This window comes from Clostridium sp. BJN0001 (assembly GCF_022869825.1).
Lineage (GTDB): Bacteria > Bacillota > Clostridia > Clostridiales > Clostridiaceae > Clostridium.
Window position 1 is genome coordinate 1,391,560 of sequence record NZ_CP094971.1, and the last position, 21,484, is coordinate 1,413,043.

The 21,484-nt window shown below is 28.7% G+C and carries 17 protein-coding genes and 1 pseudogene; 4 read left to right on the forward strand and 14 right to left on the reverse strand.

Annotated elements, in window-relative coordinates:
- The first annotated feature begins 92 nt into the window (after positions 1–92).
- Complete coding sequence (locus MTX53_RS06635; protein ID WP_244832937.1) at positions 93–1,262, forward strand: aminotransferase class I/II-fold pyridoxal phosphate-dependent enzyme; 1,170 nt, start codon at positions 93–95, stop codon at positions 1,260–1,262.
- 84 nt (positions 1,263–1,346) lie between these two features.
- On the opposite strand, the gene MTX53_RS06640 is transcribed toward MTX53_RS06635, so the two are convergent.
- The 4 genes from MTX53_RS06640 to MTX53_RS06655 form a co-directional block, all read right to left on the reverse strand.
- The gene (locus tag MTX53_RS06640; RefSeq protein ID WP_244832938.1) at positions 1,347–3,260 is read right to left on the reverse strand and encodes a PTS fructose transporter subunit IIABC; all 1,914 of its coding nucleotides are present in this window, start codon (positions 3,258–3,260) and stop codon (positions 1,347–1,349) included.
- Positions 3,261–3,374: 114 nt separating this feature from the next.
- A complete protein-coding gene (gene pfkB, locus MTX53_RS06645) occupies positions 3,375–4,280 on the reverse strand; it encodes a 1-phosphofructokinase (RefSeq protein ID WP_244832939.1) in 906 nt (301 codons plus the stop codon).
- Between the two features lies 1 nt (position 4,281).
- A complete protein-coding gene (locus MTX53_RS06650) occupies positions 4,282–5,025 on the reverse strand; it encodes a DeoR/GlpR family DNA-binding transcription regulator (protein WP_244832940.1) in 744 nt (247 codons plus the stop codon).
- 509 nt (positions 5,026–5,534) lie between these two features.
- Positions 5,535–7,124: a [FeFe] hydrogenase, group A gene (locus MTX53_RS06655; RefSeq protein WP_244832941.1), complete on the reverse strand. Its 1,590-nt coding sequence runs from the start codon at positions 7,122–7,124 to the stop codon at positions 5,535–5,537.
- A 184-nt stretch (positions 7,125–7,308) separates the two neighbouring features.
- On the opposite strand from MTX53_RS06655, the gene MTX53_RS06660 reads away from it, so the two are divergent.
- From MTX53_RS06660 to MTX53_RS06670, 3 genes and pseudogenes are all read left to right on the forward strand, one after another.
- Entirely contained in the window at positions 7,309–7,482 is a 174-nt protein-coding gene (locus tag MTX53_RS06660) for a spore coat associated protein CotJA (RefSeq protein ID WP_244832942.1), read from the forward strand.
- A gap of 10 nt (positions 7,483–7,492) precedes the next feature.
- The gene (locus MTX53_RS06665) at positions 7,493–7,756 is read left to right on the forward strand and encodes a spore coat protein CotJB (protein ID WP_244832943.1); all 264 of its coding nucleotides are present in this window, start codon (positions 7,493–7,495) and stop codon (positions 7,754–7,756) included.
- Between the two features lie 3 nt (positions 7,757–7,759).
- Positions 7,760–7,951 (forward strand): annotated as a pseudogene (locus tag MTX53_RS06670) (manganese catalase family protein); the annotation flags it as partial.
- A gap of 219 nt (positions 7,952–8,170) precedes the next feature.
- Here the strand turns inward: MTX53_RS06670 and MTX53_RS06675 are convergent.
- The 10 genes from MTX53_RS06675 to MTX53_RS06720 all read right to left on the reverse strand — a co-directional run bounded on the left by MTX53_RS06675 (position 8,171) and on the right by MTX53_RS06720 (position 21,474).
- Positions 8,171–9,310, reverse strand: coding sequence for a hypothetical protein (locus MTX53_RS06675; protein WP_244832944.1), 1,140 nt, complete (start codon positions 9,308–9,310; stop codon positions 8,171–8,173).
- 9 nt (positions 9,311–9,319) lie between these two features.
- Positions 9,320–9,802, reverse strand: coding sequence for a type II toxin-antitoxin system antitoxin SocA domain-containing protein (locus MTX53_RS06680; RefSeq protein ID WP_244832945.1), 483 nt, complete (start codon positions 9,800–9,802; stop codon positions 9,320–9,322).
- Positions 9,803–10,095: 293 nt separating this feature from the next.
- Positions 10,096–10,770 (reverse strand): peptidoglycan recognition family protein, encoded by a 675-nt coding sequence (locus MTX53_RS06685; protein WP_244832946.1) that lies wholly within the window; start codon positions 10,768–10,770, stop codon positions 10,096–10,098.
- Positions 10,771–10,785: 15 nt separating this feature from the next.
- Entirely contained in the window at positions 10,786–11,223 is a 438-nt protein-coding gene (locus MTX53_RS06690) for a phage holin family protein (RefSeq protein ID WP_244832947.1), read from the reverse strand.
- A gap of 80 nt (positions 11,224–11,303) precedes the next feature.
- Positions 11,304–12,341: a hypothetical protein gene (locus tag MTX53_RS06695; protein ID WP_244832948.1), complete on the reverse strand. Its 1,038-nt coding sequence runs from the start codon at positions 12,339–12,341 to the stop codon at positions 11,304–11,306.
- A complete protein-coding gene (locus MTX53_RS06700; protein WP_244832949.1) occupies positions 12,341–12,601 on the reverse strand; it encodes a hypothetical protein in 261 nt (86 codons plus the stop codon). Before MTX53_RS06700 ends, MTX53_RS06695 begins: the two co-directional genes overlap by 1 nt.
- A gap of 12 nt (positions 12,602–12,613) precedes the next feature.
- Positions 12,614–16,369, reverse strand: coding sequence for a hypothetical protein (locus tag MTX53_RS06705; RefSeq protein ID WP_244832950.1), 3,756 nt, complete (start codon positions 16,367–16,369; stop codon positions 12,614–12,616).
- A gap of 2 nt (positions 16,370–16,371) precedes the next feature.
- Complete coding sequence (locus MTX53_RS06710) at positions 16,372–18,006, reverse strand: hypothetical protein (RefSeq protein WP_244832951.1); 1,635 nt, start codon at positions 18,004–18,006, stop codon at positions 16,372–16,374.
- 9 nt (positions 18,007–18,015) lie between these two features.
- Positions 18,016–18,357 (reverse strand): DUF6711 family protein, encoded by a 342-nt coding sequence (locus MTX53_RS06715; protein ID WP_244832952.1) that lies wholly within the window; start codon positions 18,355–18,357, stop codon positions 18,016–18,018.
- A 12-nt stretch (positions 18,358–18,369) separates the two neighbouring features.
- Positions 18,370–21,474: a hypothetical protein gene (locus MTX53_RS06720; RefSeq protein ID WP_244832953.1), complete on the reverse strand. Its 3,105-nt coding sequence runs from the start codon at positions 21,472–21,474 to the stop codon at positions 18,370–18,372.
- Between the last annotated feature and the right edge of the window lie 10 nt (positions 21,475–21,484).

Consider the following 21,484-nt stretch of genomic DNA (forward strand, 5'->3'; position numbering starts at 1 on the left):
AACTATGAGTAATACTTATACTATATTTTCTCGTTTTATATTATAATAATAGTAATATACTAATATAATGCAATTTTTAGGAGGAATTTATTATGAACTTGACCTTTTCAAAAAATCTTGATTATTTTCAAACAGGAATATTTAATATATTAAATGAAAAACAGCAGGAACTTATAAAAAATGGAATGAAAGTATATAATCTTTCAGTAGGAACACCAGATTTTAAGCCTGACAATCATGTAATCGATGCACTTGTAAAATCAGCTCAAAATCCTAACGACTGGAAATATTCATTAGGTGACAGTCCCGAATTAATTGATGCGATGAAAAATTTTTATAAAAAAAGATTTAACGTTCAATTAGATAGTGATGAAATTATGTCTATTTATGGTTCACAAGAGGGATTAACGCATATAGGATTTTCAATATTAAATAAAGGCGATACTGTTCTTGTTCCAAACCCTGGATATCCAATATTTGAAATAGGACCTTATCTTGCAGGTGCAGACATACATTATTACGATCTTTTAGAAGGAAATAATTTTCTTCCAGACCTTAATTCCATATCAAAAGACATATTAAGAAAAGCAAAGATGATGATTGTCTCTTACCCTATGAACCCTGTCTGCGAAACTGCCCCACCTGAATTTTATGATAAGCTTATATCTTTTGCAAAAGAAAACAATATAATAATCATACATGATAATGCATATTCAGATATAATCTATGACGGTAAAAAAGGAGGTTCATTTCTCTCTCATAAAGAAAGTAAAGAGGTCGGAGTAGAATTTTATTCTTTATCTAAATCATTTAACATGACAGGAGCAAGAATTTCTTTTGTTCTTGGTAATAAAGAAATTATAAAGCATTTTAAAATGCTTAGATCACAAATAGATTATGGTATCTTCACTCCAATTCAACAAGCTGCCATAGCTGCACTTAAGGGACCTTTAGACAGCGTTAAAGAGAACTGCAAAGAATATGAGAAAAGAAGAAATGCATTATGCAGAGGACTTACAAACATAGGCTTAAAAGTTAAAGATAGCAGAGGAAGTATGTTTGCATGGGCAAAAATACCATCTAAATATAAAACTTCAACTGATTTTTGTATGGATCTTATGGAAAAAACTGGCGTTATATGTACTCCAGGAAACGCATTTGGAAGTCTTGGAGAAGGATATGTGCGTTTTGCATTAGTTCTCCCCGTAGATGTTATAAACGAAGCTGTTGAAAAAATTGATGCAAGCGAAATATTGAAATAATAAATAAAAAAATACTGTATCATAGCAAGAAGAGTTGCTTCTGATACAGTATTGTATATAAATATTAAAATGAGAGTGATTATATTATTTTTTAATTGGTTTTTTTAATAATGATAATAATATCATTCCAACTACTGATCCTGCTATTACTGCTGCAATATACATTAATGAATTTCCTATAACAGGAACTACGAAGATTCCTCCATGAGGAGCTCTTAAAGTACAATTGAATAACATTGAAATTGCACCTGCAGTTGCTGAACCAATTACGCAAGATGGAATAACTCTTAATGGATCTGCTGCTGCAAAAGGTATTGCACCTTCTGTTATAAACGATAAACCCATTATATAATTAGTTAAACCTGATTTTCTTTCATTTTCAGTAAATCTATTTCCAAAGAATGTTGTAGCAAGTGCTATTGCAAGAGGCGGAACCATACCACCAGCCATTACAGCTGCCATTACTTCATAGTTTCCACTTGCAAGTGATGCTGTTCCAAATACATATGCTGCTTTATTAAATGGACCACCCATATCAATTGCCATCATTCCTGCAACAACAATTCCTAAAAGAACTCTGCTTGTTCCACCCATTGAATTAAGTAAGCCAGTAATTCCACTATTTATTGAACCAAAGAATGGATTTACTAATATCATTATTATTCCAATAATACCTATTCCAAAGAAAGGATATAACAATGTTGGCTTTAATCCTTCTAAGGCTTTTGGCAATGAATTAAATATTTTCTTTAAACCAAGAACTAAGTAACCTGCTGCAAAACCTGCAAATAATGCACCTAAAAATCCACCACTTATTGGTGATATACTTGAATCAAAAGCACTTGAGTAAGTAGTTCCAAGCTTTGCAAGAACTCCACCTACAAATCCAACTGCAAGACCTGGTCTATCAGCAATACTCATTGCTATAAATCCTGCAAGAACTGGAAGCATAAACCCAAACGCTTCTCCTCCAACTGTTTTTAGAAATGCTGCAATTGGTGTATTCATACCAAAGTTTTTTGGATCAATGCTATAGTCATCTAATAAGAATGCTAAAGCTATCAATATTCCTCCACCTATTACAAATGGAAGCATATGTGATACACCATTCATCAAATGCTTATAAATTTGACGTCTAATGCTTTCATCATTTCCAGAATTCAAATCTTCTTCACTTCCTCCTTCATGATGATAAACATGAGCATCTCCACTTATAGCTCTACTTATTAATTCTTCTGACTTATGAATTCCATCGGCTACCTTTGTCTTTATAACTCTTTTGCCATCAAATCTAGCCATTTCAACATCTTTATCAGCTGCAATTATAATACATTCAGCTTGTTTAATTTCTTCCTTAGTTAAAACATTTTTAGCGCCTACAGAACCATTAGTTTCAACTTTTATAGAAACGCCCATTTCCTTACCTTTGTTTTCTAAGCTTTCTGCTGCCATGTAAGTATGTGCTATTCCAGTTGGGCACGCAGTTACTGCTAATACTCTATAAGATTCAGCTGCTTTTTTAACATTTTCTTCTGGGAACTTTTCAGTTTCTTTTTCATCTATTAATTTTAAAAATTTATCTTTGTTATTACAATTTATTAATTTCTTTCTGAAGTCTTCATCCATTAATATAGTTGAAAGACGTGCTAATACTTCTAAGTGTAAATTATCACTATTATCTGGAACTGCTATCATAAAGAATAAATTTGCAGACCTTCCATCTAAAGAATCATAATCAACACCAGATTTACATACTGCTGCTGCAATACCTGGTTTTTTAACTGCATTTGTCTTTCCATGAGGAATAGCTATTCCATCACCTATACCAGTTGTACTTAAATTTTCTCTAGTAAGTATTGCTTTTTTATATTCATCTTTATTATTTAAGTTTCCTGTTTTGTCCATAAGGTCAACAAGCATATCTATACATTCTGCTTTAGAATGAGGTTTAATATCCATGTTCATTCCTTGTTTGTTTAATAAATCTACAATTCTCATTTTTTCTTCCTCCTTAAAATAAATTGCTAAATTAATATAAGTCAATAATAACGTTTACTATGATTGCATTTTTAGGTACCATACATCTAATGCATGATACTTAAAACTCTTAATTTATTTCATTTGTACTAATAAATTTTCTACTTCTTCTTTTGTTGCTAATTCTTCTGAAAAAGCGCTTGCACTTCCAGTTGCTATGCCCATTTTAAATGCTTCATTTAAATCTTTATTTTTTAAATATCCACATAAAAATCCTGCCACCATTGAATCTCCAGCACCTACTGAATTTTTTAAAGTTCCTTTTGGTACTTCTCTTTTTATTGGTTGTCCACTGTGGGGTAATAAAATTGCACCGTCTCCGGCCATTGATATTAGGACATTTTTGGCTCCCATTTCCTGAAGTTTTTTCCCATATGTTATTATATCTTGATTGCTTTTTAATTCAACATTAAACATTTCTGCTAATTCATGATGATTAGGTTTTATCAAAAAAGGTTTATATTTTAAAACTTTTAATAGTAGATCTTTTGTAGCATCTACAACAAACTCAACTTCTTTATCTAAAAGGCTCTTCATTATTTTTTCATAAATATCATCTGGAACACTGCTAGGAATACTCCCTGATAGTATTAAAAAATCACCTTTTTTAAGTTTATCTACCTTTTGATAAAGGAAGTTTAAATCCTTTTCTTTTATGTATGGACCTACACCATTTATCTCTGTTTCACCATCACTTTTGAGCTTAACATTGATTCTTGACATTCCGTCTTGAAGCTTAAAAAAATCACAATCAACATTATGTTTTTTTATTCGTCTTAAAATTTCATCACCTGTAAACCCTGCAATATATCCTAATGCAGTGTTATCAACTCCTAAGTTTTTTAAAACAATTGATACATTTATACCTTTTCCACCTACATATATTTGTTCATCGTTAATTCTATTTAAAGCATTTGATTTAAAATTATTAACTTTAACAACATAATCTAATGAAGGATTTAAGGTTATAGTATTAATCATATTATTCAACTCCTATCACTTTAGTATCGTAATTACTACTTCTATTTGTTTTACTTGTTATTAATATAGAATCACTTATATTTGCAAATGTTATAAAACTTACTTCATCAAGCTTTGATTCATCTGCCAGTATATAAGATTCTGTACATCTTTTTATTGCTTCTCTTTTAACCATTGCTTCACTAGCATCTGGAGTTGTATATCCGCTTTTATTACTAACACCATTTGTTCCAAAAAATCCCTTTGAAAAATTATATTTCTTAAGATCTTCTACAGCACTGCTTCCAACTATTGCTTCAGTTACTTCTTTAACTTCACCACCTAAGATGAAAGTTTTTATGCCTTTTTCTAAAAGCTTTTTTGCATTGTCTATACCATTAGTAACTACAAGAATCCTGTCATTTTCAATATAATCAATAATTAATTCAGTTGTAGTCCCTGCATCTAAATATATGATATCATCATTTTCTATGAGACTACCTGCATGTTTTGCAATCTTTTGTTTTTCTTCCATATTTAAAGTTTTTCTTACATTGACCTTGTAATCATGTTTGGAAGTATTATCACCAATTGAAATTGCTCCTCCATGAATTTTTTTAATCATTCCATTATCATCAAGAGAATTTAAATCTCTTCTTATAGTTGATTCTGACACATCAAGTAACTTAACAAGTTCGGTTACTGAAACAATTCCTTTTGTATCTAATTCTTGAAGAATGATATTATATCTTTCCTCAGTAAACATTTTTACCACTCCTCTACATAATAATAAATCATATTTTAAAATAAATCAATCATTTTCTTTCAAAAATAATCATTTTCTTTCAAATTAAATCATCTTTTTTTATATTTATAACAAAAAATCCAATTATAATTATTAAAATTAAAGTCTATACTTAGCTATTTTACTTGTCCTATGTACGTTTAAGACATTTTTAATAAAACTATCTGTTTACAAGGATAATTATATTGACTATTTATCTTCATAATTTCTTTCATAAACAATCATAAGTGCTCATAACTTTTCAATAAATTCATTTCATTTATCAAATTTTCTAATAAAATATAACTTTATTAGGTCTTTATGTTACATACTTTACTATATCACAACAAATATTTCTATACCATATAACTGTTCTAATTCATATTTAGAGTATAGTATTTCAAATATGCAGGGTGATAATACAAAAAAAAGAATGTAGTTGATTTGTTTGTACAAATTTTCTACATTCTCTATTCTCAAATATTTTCTTTTTACTTACTCTTTTTATTATTCTTTCTTTTTCTTCTTTTATTTTGAATTTCAGATGATCTATCTATATAATTTGTATGAAGTAAGGCATTTGCTTTTTCTCCATCTGGTTCTCCCATGTAGTTGTTATACATATTTTGAAGATTTTCATTTGCATCTGAAACTCTTATTGTTGATTCTTTATCAATATTTTTTAAAACATCACTTCTTAATTTCGTATAGCTTTCTTCTAAAATCTTGCCTGTAGCTTTATCATAATATTGCATTTTTATTGCTCTAGCTCTGCAAATATTACTACATAATTTACAGCCAACACATTTTTCTTTTTTAGCTTCTGCACGTCCTGATGCATTATATTCTATAGCTCCAACAGGACAATTTTCAATACAAGTACCACATGCTATACATAAATTCTGATTAATTTGAGATTTCTTTTCTATTCTTGGAGTTCCTCCTCCATTAATGCACCCACCTTCGCATGCCATAACTTCAATAAACAAATACTCTTTCCATTTTCCACTACTTAAAAATTTTTCAATATCTTTTAGCCCATTTACAATTGCAACTTTATAATTTTGACTTCCTAGAGTTACATCTGCTTCTTTTATATATTCATATCCATCTATTTTATTAAATTTAATATTATCAACTTTTGATACATCACTTTTTAAATAATTAGTTACTGTTCTAAGAGTTGCCTGCATAACACCTCCACTTGATCCAAAAATAACTGCTGCTCCAGTATATTCTCCCATAAACGGATCAGGTTTTTCATCTGGTATTGCAGTTATATCAATTTCTTTTTCTTTCAAAAGCTCTGCATATTCTCTAATAGTTAAAACAACATCAACATCCCTATAGCCATCTCTTCCCATCTCATCTCTTTCTGATTCATATTTTTTAGCAGTACATGGTTTTACAGATACAGTAAATATATTAGTTGGCAGTACATTATAAGTCTCTGCAAAGTATGTTTTTATGCTTGCTCCCATCATTTGCTGTGGAGATTTTGCAGTTGAAATATTATTTAATATTTCTGGATGGAAAATTTCAGCATAGCGTACCCAAGCAGGGCAGCAAGATGTAAACATAGGCAAGTTTTCTTTATTCGCAATTCTTTTTATAAGTTCAGTACCTTCTTCTAAAACTGTCATGTCAGCTCCAAAATCTGTATCAAAAACCTTTTGAAAGCCTAGTTTTTTAGCAGATGGTGCTATTTTACCACCTACATATGTTCCTATTTTAAGATTAAATTCTTCTCCAAGTGTTGCTTTTGTTGCTGGTGCTGCTGTTAATATTAAATATTTTCCACTATTTAAAGCTTCTTTTACTAGTGCTAAATCATTTCTAACATTAATAGCTGTTGTTGGACAAACAAGAGTACATTGCCCACAATATATACATCCACTAGCTCCAAAATCACCTTTTTTAGGTTCTACTGTCCTTCTTCCATTATCAGTTGCTTTTAATACAGATATCTTAGTATCCTGAGCACATGTAAATGCACAAGCTGTACATCCAATACATTTTTTCTTATTTATTTGTATAATATTATCTTCTTTAGCCCTATATTTTTTCTTCGATTTACTCATAGACATCCTCCATTCTAATACTTTATATGAATTATATATTCAATCTATGATTCTAAAGACGTAATTTATTCTACATAGGTATAGATATTTTAATTATTGTTATAAAACATCAAAATTTGTAACTTAATTAAATCAGACTCATAGACTAAAATTAGGAAACAAAAGTTGTCAAAAGGAGAACACTATGAACGAAAATGACAAATGCATATACGATAAAGATTATGATAAATATGATAAAAAAGAATATGCACGAGTATATATAAAACCTCAACAATATACGAATCTATTTACATGCACAGAATCATTTGCAAATGGAACTATTTTTAAAGATCTTGCAAAAATAAAATATAAATGTTGAGGTGACATATATGAATGAAAATGAATTATTAGAAAAAATAAGAATATATCAATTTTGTGCTGTCGAATTAAATTTGTATCTTGATAATTTCCCAAATGAAGAAAATGCTGTGTATGATTATAAGGCAGTTTCTAAAAAGCTTAATGAATGCATTATGGAATATGAGAAAAACTATGGTCCATTAACAAACTTTGGTTCTTCTTATTATGCAAATCCACAAAAATGGCTTTCAAATCCATGGCCATGGGAAAATTGTAATAATAGGGAGGATTAGAGAATGTGGTATTATGTAAAAACTTTAGAATATCCAGTAAACTTAAAATCAAAAGATTTAATGATGGCTAAATTACTTCTTGCACAATATGGGGGCCCAGATGGGGAACTTGCTGCGTCTTTAAGATATTTAAATCAAAGGTATACAATGCCTACTAATATGACTAAAGGTCTTCTTAATGATATTGGTACTGATGCTACGATTACCTAATTGCAAAAATATAAAGTTAACTATACTATAAAAAAAGACCAGGATTTTCTCCTGATCTTCTACTATGAAAATAATTTAATTTATTTTAAATTATCTACTGCATATTTTATCTCTTCTTAAATAAAATTCCCATATTAATAAGATTATACTAATATATTATAATGTGTAAATTATTACAATAATGTAGAAAATAAATCTAGTATGCTAACTTTTATTACTTTTTTCAATTGTTTTATTTTTCATTTGATCATATTCTTTATTGTTTTCTTTATTAGAATTATTATCACATTTACTGTTTTTTAGTATTAATACAACCATAATTAATGAAACTATTAATATTATAAAAAATCCTAATATAGAAACTAATTTAGGGAAATTTTTACCTAAAAGCACAAACCAATATCCAATATCTTTAGAATCTATATAATATAACCACGAACAGTTTCCTAATATAATGACTAGAATTAACTCACTCCAAAATACGAGAGGATATTTTTGAACTAAATTAGCATCTTTTCTATCTGATGATTTAATTTCTAGTTTTGTCATTTTGCTTACAAAAAACATAAATACAAAAATTAAATTTGTTAAAAATAATCCCCATATAGAACCTATTATCATAGCTTGTAATACTGGAATATAAATGGCATCTTTAAGAATCTCTTCAAGAGAATTTATTCCACCAAATACTAAAAAAGACATTGCTGTAAATATACCCACTAAAGAAATTAGTTGGGATATAATTGATTTATTAGAAGAACTTATCTTTTCAGTCATTTTATTTCTAACTGGTTCTATACATATTGCAAATTTTTTATTAAATTCATCATCACTTTGCTTCAAATTTTCATATTGGTATATAGCTAAATGTGAATGATCCCATAATTTCAATATAGTCTTTTTTAATTTTTTATATACCTTATCTTCTTTTTCTAAATATAATTTTTTATATATGCTATCTTCTTTATATATGTTATCTTCTTCTTTTTCTAAATATAATTTTTTATATATGTTATCTTCTTCTTTTTCTAAATATTTTTTTTTATATTCATCAGATAAAACAAATTCTGTTAATGTTTCTAAATTAGTTATAAATATTCCTTGTTTCTCATTATTTAATGAAAATATATATTTACTTATTACTGAATATGGTAATCTATCATACTTCTGCATATATTTTTTCATTACCTTTATAGAATTATCTTTATCAAATTCTGATGTTGTTTTCATAATACATGAATCTAAAATCTTATTTATTTCAGAAACTAATTCTTCTAACTTATTTTCTTTTAAAAGTCTATTTTCTACCAAATCAGATGTCTTTTTCGTAAACTTTATTCTCATAATTAAATTCTAACCTTCACTAAAAAAATTATATATAGAATCCTTAGTTATTATCTTATTCCATCCACTAAAATATACGTTCTTCCATGGATCTTGGTTGTGTGTGATTTCTACCAACTGTCCAGCTGAATATTGACTACATTCATCAACCATACTATTTATTAGATTTTTATCTTCAGGGAAAATAATGTCTTCATTATATAATTTTTTTGTTGCTTCCCATATTCCATTACTTAAATCAATATAACTATCTATATATGGTATATTATTACTTCCATACATTTTAAATTCTCTATATACTTTTGGTACTACTGGTCCAAAATCCCAAGCTTCAATATCTTCATTAAAGCATGGCTGCATGTTCTTATCAACCAAAAAAGACGCTTGTACAAAATACAAGATTTTTTGCAATTTTAAATTGGATATATTATACTCTTTTTTATTGCCGTAGTTTATAATATATCTTGCAATATCTAAAACATCATAAGCCATACAATCACCTCTTTATTATTTCTTTATTATAAATAGTATATGTATAAATATTACCTATATTACCTATACTCTACCATTATATTAGAAAATAATCAAATATCGTAATCACCCCAATAAACATAATACTAACTTAATTTCATAATATAATTTTATTTTCTGTAATTACTCGTTCACTTATTATATATGGAGTATTAGAAAATTTTTATAAAATATTTAAAAATTTTTTAAATATTTTTTCGACAAAAAAATAAAGGCAGTACATAAGAAATTAATCTTATGTACTGCCTTTATTATTATCCCACAATTTTACAAAACCAACTGTCAAGAACTTTCTTTAGTTCTTCTGCTTTTTCTTTACTTATATACTGTGTTTCTATCCATATACCTTTGTTATTTCCTCTAACATAAGTTTTAATATCTTTGAAATAACTCAACACATAGTTTATGTCTATACCATCATATCCTGAATAAGCAGATGGTAAGTAGCTTGTAACAACATAATATTTTTTATTATCTTCTGAAACTATCCCAGTTTTAACCTTATCTAATGGGAAATAAGTACCAGGGCATGTGCTTTGTCCTTTTTCTCTATGACCATATATATGCATTTCTCCATACTTATTTAATAAATATGTCTTTAATTCACACCATGCATTATATTGAGCAACAGGCATTTCTTTTCTATTATCATAGTTTCCTTCAAATGCAATTCCTAAACTATTTGTATTTGCACCCTTGCAGTGTGCTCCTATTGCATTGTCAGGTCTACCTTTATAAATGGAGCCATCTAATCTAATGTAATAATGATATCCTATTCCAGCCCATCCATTTTGATTCTTATGCATATTGTGAATAGCTTGTACAGTCCAAACAGGTCCTTCAGCATCTATATGATGTACTATTAGCATTTTAGGTATATTACCATAACTCATATTTCCAAAATTTAATCCAATATTATTAATATTCAAATCTATTTTCCTCCCTTATTTATCTGATTGACTTTTCTTTTTAAGAATATCAACTGCATTCACTAATACAGGTGGCATATTTATACCCATAAGTCCACCATTCTCAAGTATACTTAATAATTCATTTGCGATAAAAGCTAATATTACAGCATTTCTTATAAAATTAGAATCAAGTACTGTATCTACCTGAACAGCAACAGCAACTATTAACAGAATAAATATTTTTTTTGCTAATCCCTTTAGACCTGCATTACTTTGTAAAGCTCCTGTATCTGTTTTAGGACTGTTTTTAAATACTAATGCAACAATTACTCCACTAAAATAATCAATTATCATACAAATTATTAGTGCTTTAGCTAAACTATCATAACCCCCTAAAAATTGTCCAAATATACCTCCTATAGCACACATTGAACTATAAAATCCAGTTCTTATTGTCATTGTTTTTTCCATTTTCATCATCCTTTCTTAAAATAAGCAAATAAAAAAGACCTTTTAGGCCTTCAACTTACTTTTAAATTATTTAATTTTATTTACAAAGATAGTTTAATATCAGGTATTCCAAAATATATTAAAAGAGCTTGAGTTACTGTAACTATTTTTATTTTTTTGCTTTTAACATAATTTATAAATTCATCCAATTTATCTGGTACAAAAATATTATCTCCATATTTAACTTCATCTTTCATCCAACAATGCTGAAATAAAATACACCACCCCTTCTCTTTATTTTCTTCATATTCCCAAACCATCTCACCTCCTGTCCAATTTCCTTCTGAATCAAAATAATCTTTCCATACTTTTTTATACCCAAGACTATTCATTACTTCATCTTCTTGCCATGTTCCAATTCCAGTTGATTTACATAAATACATTCTTGATATATTCAATTTTTTTAATGAAGATAATTGCATATTACCTTCACCAACATTCAAAGCATAACTTACAAATTTTGAACATACTTCTTCAACTTTTGACGGATTTGGATCTGTATTAGCATTAGGGTATACTAATATTTGTTCAGTTATTGTTCCTGGAATTAAAAGTTTTTTATCAATCATATATTGTTTACATCTTGTAATAAGACCAGGAGAATTTTCTGGACTTAATGTATATCCGCCTTTAATATGATTTAACAAATCATACCCTTCACTATTTAATTCTTGTAATTGTTCAGTTGTCATACTTCCTTTTAAATCAATCATATCAACAGGAATCGATAGACTTGCCTTTATTCCATACTTTTCATATATAGGATAAACAGTTGTTAAAAATTCTTCTGGAGCATCATCATCCATAAATGTAAAAAGAGTTTTATTTTTATATGATGAAAAAATATTATTTAATTGTTCTTTAAGTTTTTGCAATGTTTGCAAAATACCTTGAATTATAACTTTCTGTTCTTGCTGAATCAATATTAAATTTTCTATATTTTGAAACATAATCTCAATTATGTTTTTCTCTTCTTCATTAAAATTGCTATGTTTTTTGTTATATCTTTCTAATTTATTTAAGTTTGTTTGTTCAACTATATTATCACAATTTTGCCAGTCTATATATTCATAGCTCATCACTTCACCCCTGATATTTGTGCTGCATCATCAACAACTTTTTGCATTATCAAAACTAGCTTATTAGTACTTTCCAATAAAGACATGTTTTCTTTAATTTGAGTTTCTAACTGAACCTGTTTCTCTTTAAGTTTTTGTAATGATAAATTATTTTCTTCCATATTATCTTCATTGTTTTTTATACCATCTTCTATATTATTCATATTATCTTGATTAACCCAGGTCTTATTATTTTCCCATTTAGTTTTATTATATTCCATAATTTCACTTCCTTATTTATCTGATACTTGTTGTTCATTCAATTTAAAAGTTCCACACAATGAATTATTTAATATTGGGCTACCATTAATTGTTATATCATATGCATCTTTAAATAAAACTGGATAGCTCAGTGTTATATCTGGTGCAATTCCGTCACTTTCAACAACTATCCATGTATCTTGTCCACATGCAAGTATTGGCAATGGTTTTTCCAATTCATATACTTTCTCTTCATCAAGAATTTCTCCATTTTCATCTATTCTTTTTATAACTGAATCAACTGTTATTTCATCATAAATTGTACCTTTTGTCCTTAATGGTAAACATTCATCTGATATATAATCTTTTAAATTACAAATATCTGTGTATTTACCATTTACATTCTTCGTTGATATAACAACATCTTTTGTAAAACATTCAATTTCATTTTCTATATAACTACCTGGATTATTAGGAATATTACCTTCAAATAACATTATATTATTCAATATTAAAGTATTTTCACCATTAGGAGGATATATTGTTATGTATGAATGCAATTCATCCGTTTTGAACTTGTATTGTATACTATCTCCATTCTTCACAGGCATTCCACCATTTAAAAATACTGTGCTGTTTTGTGTTCCATCAGTTTTATTTTCTGTAAACGCAAGTACAACACTGCCACTCCCTGAAGCTTTAAAACATATTGTATATTCTTTTGATGAACTTAAAAAGAACATATTTGTATATAAACCTGTAGAATAATCGTAGCTTCTTCTAGGACTAATATTTACAGTTTTACTCCTAGCCTTTATACCTAAAAAAGCAATGCATCCTATTTGAGATTTATACAGCATAGTAACTTCATTTTTTAAGTCAATATCAATTGGAACTTTTCCAACTGACTTTTTAATAAGGTTAAAATCATATACACTCATTTCCTCTCCTCCTTTTACAGACTTAATTCCTGAATCTGTCTGAACTAATAGATCAGTCGCATATTTATCATCCATTGCTACTAATTCAGCAATTTGTGGTCCTGATGGCGTTTGTATTTCAACATAGTCTTTGCTTGTTATTCCAAAAGCTTTAGGCATTGTATCAATAGTATATCTATAATTACTTGATTTTAAATACATTTTATTTGGAACATACTTTAATAATTCACCAAGAGCATGTAAAATTTCTCCGCCATGAAATTGATACCAAATTCCATCATTTCTCCATGTACCTATTGTCGATTCTTTATTATAATCACCTCTATCTGTTGGAAATTGAAAATTAATATCCATAAACATCAAACATTTATTTATAAGTGATAAACATATTCCATCACTTATAGCACAACTTTGATAAGCATATACTGCTGCCCTTAATATTAAAGCTACACCATGTAAATCTAATCCATCTTGAGTAGTTACAGATCCATCAGGATTAAAATTTGTAGGTGGACTTTCCTTACCAGATTTCCATACTTTATTTAATGACATAAAGAAATTATAAACTATGTTTTTAGCTGTTTTATTTTGGGGCTCATTCATTAATGCTAATGCAACATTTGTTATTGCTCTATATTGATATCCACCCCAACTTGTATTTGGATCTGGACCAATAAAAGTAAAAGTATTTGGTTTCCCATACTCTAAATTATCCCATCTATCCCATATAAAACATGGCATAAAAAAATTGTATCCGTTTTTTAATCTTTTTGAATATTCAATTTGAGCATCTTTTAAAAATTTAAGATTTATATTAGTTCCCTTTTCGTCTCCTACATCCTGCCAAAACCAGGGGCACTGGTAGCCTGCATATGGTGTTCCTCTCCATGAATTAATTACTCCATTCACTGTATTCATAGTAAATGGAAATATATACGGAGAATATTTATAATCTTTAATAGGTAAAGGTCTCAAATAATGAAGCTTAAATGTTTGTGGTTTTTCTTCTGTTATTTCTATATCTATATTTGTTGTATATGTTACAGTATTAAATTCAGCATCTTCTATGGTGCCTAATCTTAGCAATGTTAATTGACTAGTTTTAGATATTCCGCAAAATAGTAAAGTATTCAATTCTCCTACTGGCGTATTTGGAACATCTATAAAGCCATTTTCTTGTATTTCATATAGATAAAAATCGCTTTTATCTAGTGAAACTGTTATTAATTTTTCTGAAGCTGGTAGTGCTTTAGCCCATTTCCATCCTGCTTCATCAAAAAAAGTTATTTCAATACATCCTGAACTAGAATAAGTTATTTTAGGAATCTCATTAAAAGTTCTACTTCTCATAGATGGATGGTATTGAGCATATCCTGCATATGCATTTCCTTCAGTATCATATTCAGTCCCTACTAAGAAATCTACTTTTCTTGCAAGTCCTTCTTCTAATTTAACTTCGCTAAAAATTACATTGCAGTTATCACTTTTATATATAAGCTCTGCATGTGGGCTATAAAGCAAATCAAATTCACATTTTGATACATCTTTAAATTTATTTATTGGATATTTTAATACTTCTGCTTCATACTCATTTAATAACTCTCCAGTAACTTCATCAAACAAAGGACCTTTTGCAATCTGACCATATGAAAATTCTTTTATAACTCCTGCAGCATTAAGACATTTAATTTTTAATACTATTGCTGTTCTTGTTCCTGCTTCTACTAACATTTCATAATACCTATCGTCATAATTGGTATCTCTATCTATTTTTGCCCCTAATAATATAGATCCAATTCCTTCTTCTATCATTATCTCTATTGAACCATCTTCTGCATTTCGATTCCATTTAGGCTCTGGTATTCTATTAGAAGAATCTTTATACGTATTATCTTTATTTATTAATATTCCATCTTGGCTTTCATCTTCCGTAAGATTAAATGCAGCTCCAAAATATTGTTCTACATCTGATAATTGACATGTTCTTTTTAGTACATTTTGTGTATGATCTACTAATAATCTATATCTTTCTGATTTTGTTATAGAATATAACTTTTTCCAACAAAAATAAGACCACCAAAGACTATCAACTGCTGCATCAGTTTCTCCTTCTTTAAGTGGTCTCCAAATTGGATAAGCTTCATAATTTTCAGATGGTTTTATAACTGGTCCTCCCATATCACTATAAACAACAATAATTGTATCTGTAATATTGTCTTTTAATCGTATTGATATCTCATTTTCATCTACAATCCAATTAGATATTTCATACTCAAATACATCTTTTTCAGAAACAGTTGTATCTTTAGGTACTATTGAAGCATATGGATCATCCCACGCCAATTTTGCATTGATAGTAAATGCCTTAAATACTTTTCTTGCTTCATACTTAGTTTTTATACTACCTTTTCCATTTTCAACTTTTATTTTTTTAGTATAATACGCTTCTGAAATAAAATCCTTAGATACATTGAAAAGCCAATGAGGAATATACGTATTTAATTCACTGAATTTATAATCTTTTGGAAATTTACAGTTTTTATATAGATATTTAAATGCTGATTCTATAAGTTTTTCAGCCATTCCAAGCCATTTCATTTTTTTTGTTGCTTCATACATGGCCAATAATCCTAATATACTTAAAAATTGTCCTTCAGATGTCCCACTTTCAGGTGTAAAGTATCCGTTTCTTCCTATTTCTTCATGATATTGTGCTTTTACTAAATTATCCATATTATGCGCCATTGGTTCAATACTTCGAGTATTAAAACTTAACCAATCAAAATAATAATTTGCCCATTTTATTATTTTATTTGGACTTACTTCTATATCATCAATTATTCGCAAAATTACACCTCCAAGTCAGTTCTAAACCATACATCTCCAACTTTTGCATCTACATTTCCATTATCAATCATATAAGCTCTATCCTTTTCACACATTTTACCATCTTGAAACACTATTCCATATTCAAGACTACTACCTGGAACTGCAGATACACCATCAATATAAACATAACCACTTACACATTCTATTTTTAATCGCATAACATTTGTATTAGGAGCAACAATTATATAATCAGGTTCTGGATGCCAATACAGATCATATACTTCAAAATCGACTTCAACTCCTGTTTCAGTATTATACGCATCCCTTGATGATGACTGTAATTTAAGCTTATCTCCATTAGTATTTTCTATCCATACTTTTATAACACCTTCTCCTAAAATTCTAAAAGAATACCTTGTTGATAATGATGCCCACTTTGAACCATCAACTAACTCAACTCCAGTAAAAGCCTTTTGAAAACAATGCTGCCCTTTAGTTAAATAAAGAGAATAATCACCATAAGCACTATAAGCTGTAGATACAATTCCATCTGTATCCCAATAATCTGGTTTTAAATTTTCATCAAATCTTGCAAAACTAGAGTTATATATATAATTTGGTATATGCCATATTCCTTTTGCTATTCTTGTATAATTTTCTTCAGATGTGCTTTTATCTCCTGGTTTATTAGCAAAACTTTCTAAATCAACGCTCATTCCACCGTTAAATGTTAATTTGGTATGCATTACAGCAACATTATAATACTTATCTGTATTGTTACTATCTTCTACTTTTACAATATCTCCTGTTTCTATATATGGTAGTCCTCTCATTTTTAATGAAATATCATTATAGGATATATTAATCAATTTTATATATACTTCTTCAACGATTTTATTCGTAACTAATGGATTAATACATTTAATGATTTTATATTCTTCTGACTCTCCCCTAGATATAGAATATGAATCATTTATTTGAAAACGCACCGAACCTGGTGTAAATGTAGAAACATCAACTTTTTGAGTATTATAATTTTTCTTTTTAATAATTTCATCATTTTCTTTAAAAGTTACTATAGTAATATTTCCGTTTTTATTAAATTTAGCGCATCCACAATTAGCAGATGCTATATAGCTCAATATTTCTTTATAAGTATATCCACTAGGCTTTGAATCAATAGTATATGGCTCACTTGTAAATTCAACTACTACATTTAAACGTTCAGCCAATTCTTCTAATAAAGATTGCATAGATGTCGGATAAGTTAAGCTAGAAGAAAAAATTCTATCTAGCTTATTCATCATATCATAGCAAACATATTTCACTGAATTATTTATCTGAGGTTCAGAATCAACAAAAAACACCCCCAAAGGCATCCATTCACTTTGATTTTCTCCATTATAATCAGCAAAACAGATATATGGCTTTACTTTATCCCCTGCTTTAATAATACTTGATTTTGTTTCTATTTCTAAAATAGAACTCATTGTTGAACCTATTTCTAAACAGCTCCCACATATTGAATCTTCTATAGTTATAGAATTTATATTATTTGATGATATTATAGTACTATCATTAACTTCTGCTTTAAGTTTTATATTTCTAGTCGTGTTTTTAGCATAATTTTTAAAAAGTTGTGATACATTATACATAAAACTTACCTACAATTCTATAATATTAAATTTTACATCTTTATATAAATTCAAAAGCAAATTAGTAACTGGTCTGTCTCCTACATAGAATTCCCCAGTTTTATTTTTATTACTTTGTGGATCAGTGTAATTAACTGAAAAAGATGAATTTGAAACTGCTGTTAATATTATTGATAATTCTTCTTTTGTCATGACTCCAAATTCAAAACTTATTTTTCGCTTTACAGCTATTCTATCTCTAGTTAAAGTTCCTTCTGCATTTCTTGTTGTATCACCATCAACATCAACTATACTAATTTGGCAATTTGTTAAATAAGGTTTAAAATCTATTCCATTAACTTCTATCGTCATAATTTATTCTCCTTATATTAAGATAATCTTTTTTCCAATTTGTTTTTCTAGCTGTCTTATTCCATCAATTGTACCTCTTGCTATTTCTCTTTTGTCTATCTGTAATACTATCTCAGTTAATTCAGACTCTTTGTTTGTTGTTGTCAATAAGCCATCAAGTAGTATCTGCATTTTATCTCCAACAGCATTAGCAACTGCTTGCCCTAAGCTACTAACAAATCCTGTGTTTTCTAATGGAACAACAGCTTCCTTACCTGCTTCACCTACCATTGCGAGTGTTGGACTATCTATAATTCCACCTCGTGCAAGATATGGGATTTTACCAATGTTTAGTCCAAAACTTTTACCCCCATAGCTAGGTACCCAGTCAGGTATATTAATGTCTAATCCATTCAAACCACCTATAACAGTATTAATCATTCCTATAATAGCATTTAATGGAGAACGTATAACTCCTTCAAGAGAATTAACTATACCACTAAATATATTTTTTACACCTTTCCATGCTTTTTCCCAATTGCCCGTAAATGTTCCTGAAACAAAGTCATTTATTCCATTAAATATCTTTTTTATTCCTTCCCAAACCTCTTTTGAACTATTAGAAAATCCATTTAAAACATCTCCTAATATTCCAAAGCTGTTTGACCAGTCTGTTGTAAATATGCTACTTAAATATTTATCAAACAAATCAATTACACTCGTTATTATTTCCCAAGCTCCAGTCCATATAGTCTGTAAACCTTTAGTAGCCTGTTCCCAGTCTCCTGTAAAAGTTCCTACTAAGAAATCAATTAATCCACCGCATACTTCTATTGCACCTTTTATTATGTCTGCAATAACTCCACCTAAATCTATTATGATTTTTCCAATTGTTTCAAAAGCACTAGCAAATAAAGGTGATAGACTTTCTATTATCCAATTAATAAATGGAACTAATATTTCTGTCCAAATTTTAGTTATTCCATCAGTAATTTTCCCAATTAAATCAAGAAATGCATCTATTAATGGTTGTATTTGATCACTTACCAATACTGAAAAAAGTTCTGATAGTTCCGATAAAACTGGAACTACATATGTGTTATATCCTTCTAGTAGTGTACTAAAAATAGAACTTAAACCAGTCCCAATTGCTGTAAACATAGGACTTATATGCTCATCATATACTTCATTTAATTTTATCATGCTATTAGTAACAAGCTGTGCAATACTTCCAACTACTGTTTCAATAGGTTGCAATGTCTCACTTATTGCTGTTTTTATAGCATCCTTATTTTCTATAAATGGTCTTGTTATAGCATCCAATATATCTCTAAAAGCTTTTGCAATAACTTCAGTTATTCCCATAAATGCATTAGCAAATATAGCTATTAAATCTGCAGTTATCTGTTTAGCAGTATCCGACCTAAACACACTGAAAATATCTGCACAGGCAGTTGCAAAATTACCTATTATTGTTTCCGTTTCAGATGAGATATCAAACATATCAACAATATATTTTTTTATAGAATCACAATTTTGTTGAAGATATAAATTAATTCCGCCAAGTAAATTATCAGCTATGGTTACTCCAATACTTGCAACTGAACCTGTTATCTGCCCTAACGAATATATTGTTGTTTTTACCCATTCTTTAGCAGCATTGACTACTTCACTATCTGAAAAAATATCTTTCAATGATTTTTTAATGCCATCTATTGACTGCTTTATTCCATCAAAATTAGTATCAGCAAAACCGACTTTAAATCCATCTTTAAATATATTAAAAGCTTCTTGAAGTTTCTTTTTCATATTATCGACCATAGATTGAATTTTACTATCCATTTCATCTATGCCTGGTGTATCATAAAGTTGTGGAACATTTGCTCCACCTCCACCACCAGAACCTGCATCAGCACCTGAATCATTTTTTGAATTTAATTGATTTATCTCATCAAAACCCATGAGTTGATTAGTAGCTTCTTTAGCTTCTTTTCCTGCTTTTTTGGCTGCTCCTCCATAAACTCCCATAGCTTTTTTAGCATTTATTAGTCCTTGTGTTGCTTGTTTACTTTGCTTAAATGTTTTACCAAAAATTGCACTTATAAAACTTGCTATATACGCAGTAATAGTTGCTAATCCTCTCATTAAAGCATTTATTGCAGGAAGTATTGCATAGAATATTGGCGTAAATGCAACTGTTAAATTGCTCTTAATCTGATTTAAAGATGATACAAACTGCTCATTTGTGTTTAAATTGTTTAGCATTCCGTTTGCCATAGCTCCAAGTCCACGAATAACTATTGGAAATATTACTCCCCAAGCCAACATACTTTTTGCCATCATTGCCATTCCATAGCTCGCTCCACGTGAGCTATTACCAGTATTTTTCATATGCTGATTTGTATTTTTTATATTTGAATTAAACTTTTTTGTCACATTTCCAGATCTTCTAGCACTTGCACTAAATGACTTTGTACTTTCTGATACATTATTAATTCCGCTTGCAGCTTCAGTAGCATTAGCTTTTAAAGATGATAACTTACTATCTAAATCTGATAATTTAAAACCGAGTTTATTAGACTGTCCTATAAGCTTATTTATACTTGCTTCTGTTTTTAAAATTTGTTCCTGTATTTTATTTTTGGTGTTTGGATTGAATGCTGATACATACGATTGCTTTAATTGTAAAAGCTTTTTTCTTTGCATATCTATCTTAGCATTAACATTATTAAGAGTTTCCTCAGTATTAGATATCTGAGCTTTTATCTCCTCTTCATTAACTGGTGAACCTCTAGTTTTGTTAACATTTGATGCTTTTGCAGTTTTTGTTGCTTTTGTATCTTCAGATTTATGGAAATTGATTTTAGGTGGCTTAATATTTCTTATTACTGAAAAAGCACTCGAAAGAGTATCTTTTATTACTTGTGATGTTCTATTTAAACCATTTTTAATTGAACTATTCATTTTTGACATTGCTACATCTGCTTGCTTATTTATATTATCAAACATATTTTTACTTGAATTATTTGTTGCATTCTTCATTTTAGATGCAATTAGATCAGACATCATATTTATCTGCTTACCAAGATCACTTTTAACCTCTAAATCAAGACTTATTTTTCCTACACTATCACTCACTTATTGACCT

Coding starts and splice junctions, on each gene's coding strand:
- MTX53_RS06635 (WP_244832937.1), top strand. CDS start 93: ATGAACTTGACCTTTTCAAAAAATCTTGATTATTTTCAAACAGGAATA.
- MTX53_RS06640 (WP_244832938.1), bottom strand. CDS start 3,260: ATGAGAATTGTAGATTTATTAAACAAACAAGGAATGAACATGGATATT.
- pfkB (WP_244832939.1), bottom strand. CDS start 4,280: ATGATTAATACTATAACCTTAAATCCTTCATTAGATTATGTTGTTAAA.
- MTX53_RS06650 (WP_244832940.1), bottom strand. CDS start 5,025: ATGTTTACTGAGGAAAGATATAATATCATTCTTCAAGAATTAGATACA.
- MTX53_RS06655 (WP_244832941.1), bottom strand. CDS start 7,124: ATGAGTAAATCGAAGAAAAAATATAGGGCTAAAGAAGATAATATTATA.
- MTX53_RS06660 (WP_244832942.1), top strand. CDS start 7,309: ATGAACGAAAATGACAAATGCATATACGATAAAGATTATGATAAATAT.
- MTX53_RS06665 (WP_244832943.1), top strand. CDS start 7,493: ATGAATGAAAATGAATTATTAGAAAAAATAAGAATATATCAATTTTGT.
- MTX53_RS06675 (WP_244832944.1), bottom strand. CDS start 9,310: ATGAGAATAAAGTTTACGAAAAAGACATCTGATTTGGTAGAAAATAGA.
- MTX53_RS06680 (WP_244832945.1), bottom strand. CDS start 9,802: ATGGCTTATGATGTTTTAGATATTGCAAGATATATTATAAACTACGGC.
- MTX53_RS06690 (WP_244832947.1), bottom strand. CDS start 11,223: ATGGAAAAAACAATGACAATAAGAACTGGATTTTATAGTTCAATGTGT.
- MTX53_RS06695 (WP_244832948.1), bottom strand. CDS start 12,341: ATGAGCTATGAATATATAGACTGGCAAAATTGTGATAATATAGTTGAA.
- MTX53_RS06700 (WP_244832949.1), bottom strand. CDS start 12,601: ATGGAATATAATAAAACTAAATGGGAAAATAATAAGACCTGGGTTAAT.
- MTX53_RS06710 (WP_244832951.1), bottom strand. CDS start 18,006: ATGTATAATGTATCACAACTTTTTAAAAATTATGCTAAAAACACGACT.
- MTX53_RS06715 (WP_244832952.1), bottom strand. CDS start 18,357: ATGACGATAGAAGTTAATGGAATAGATTTTAAACCTTATTTAACAAAT.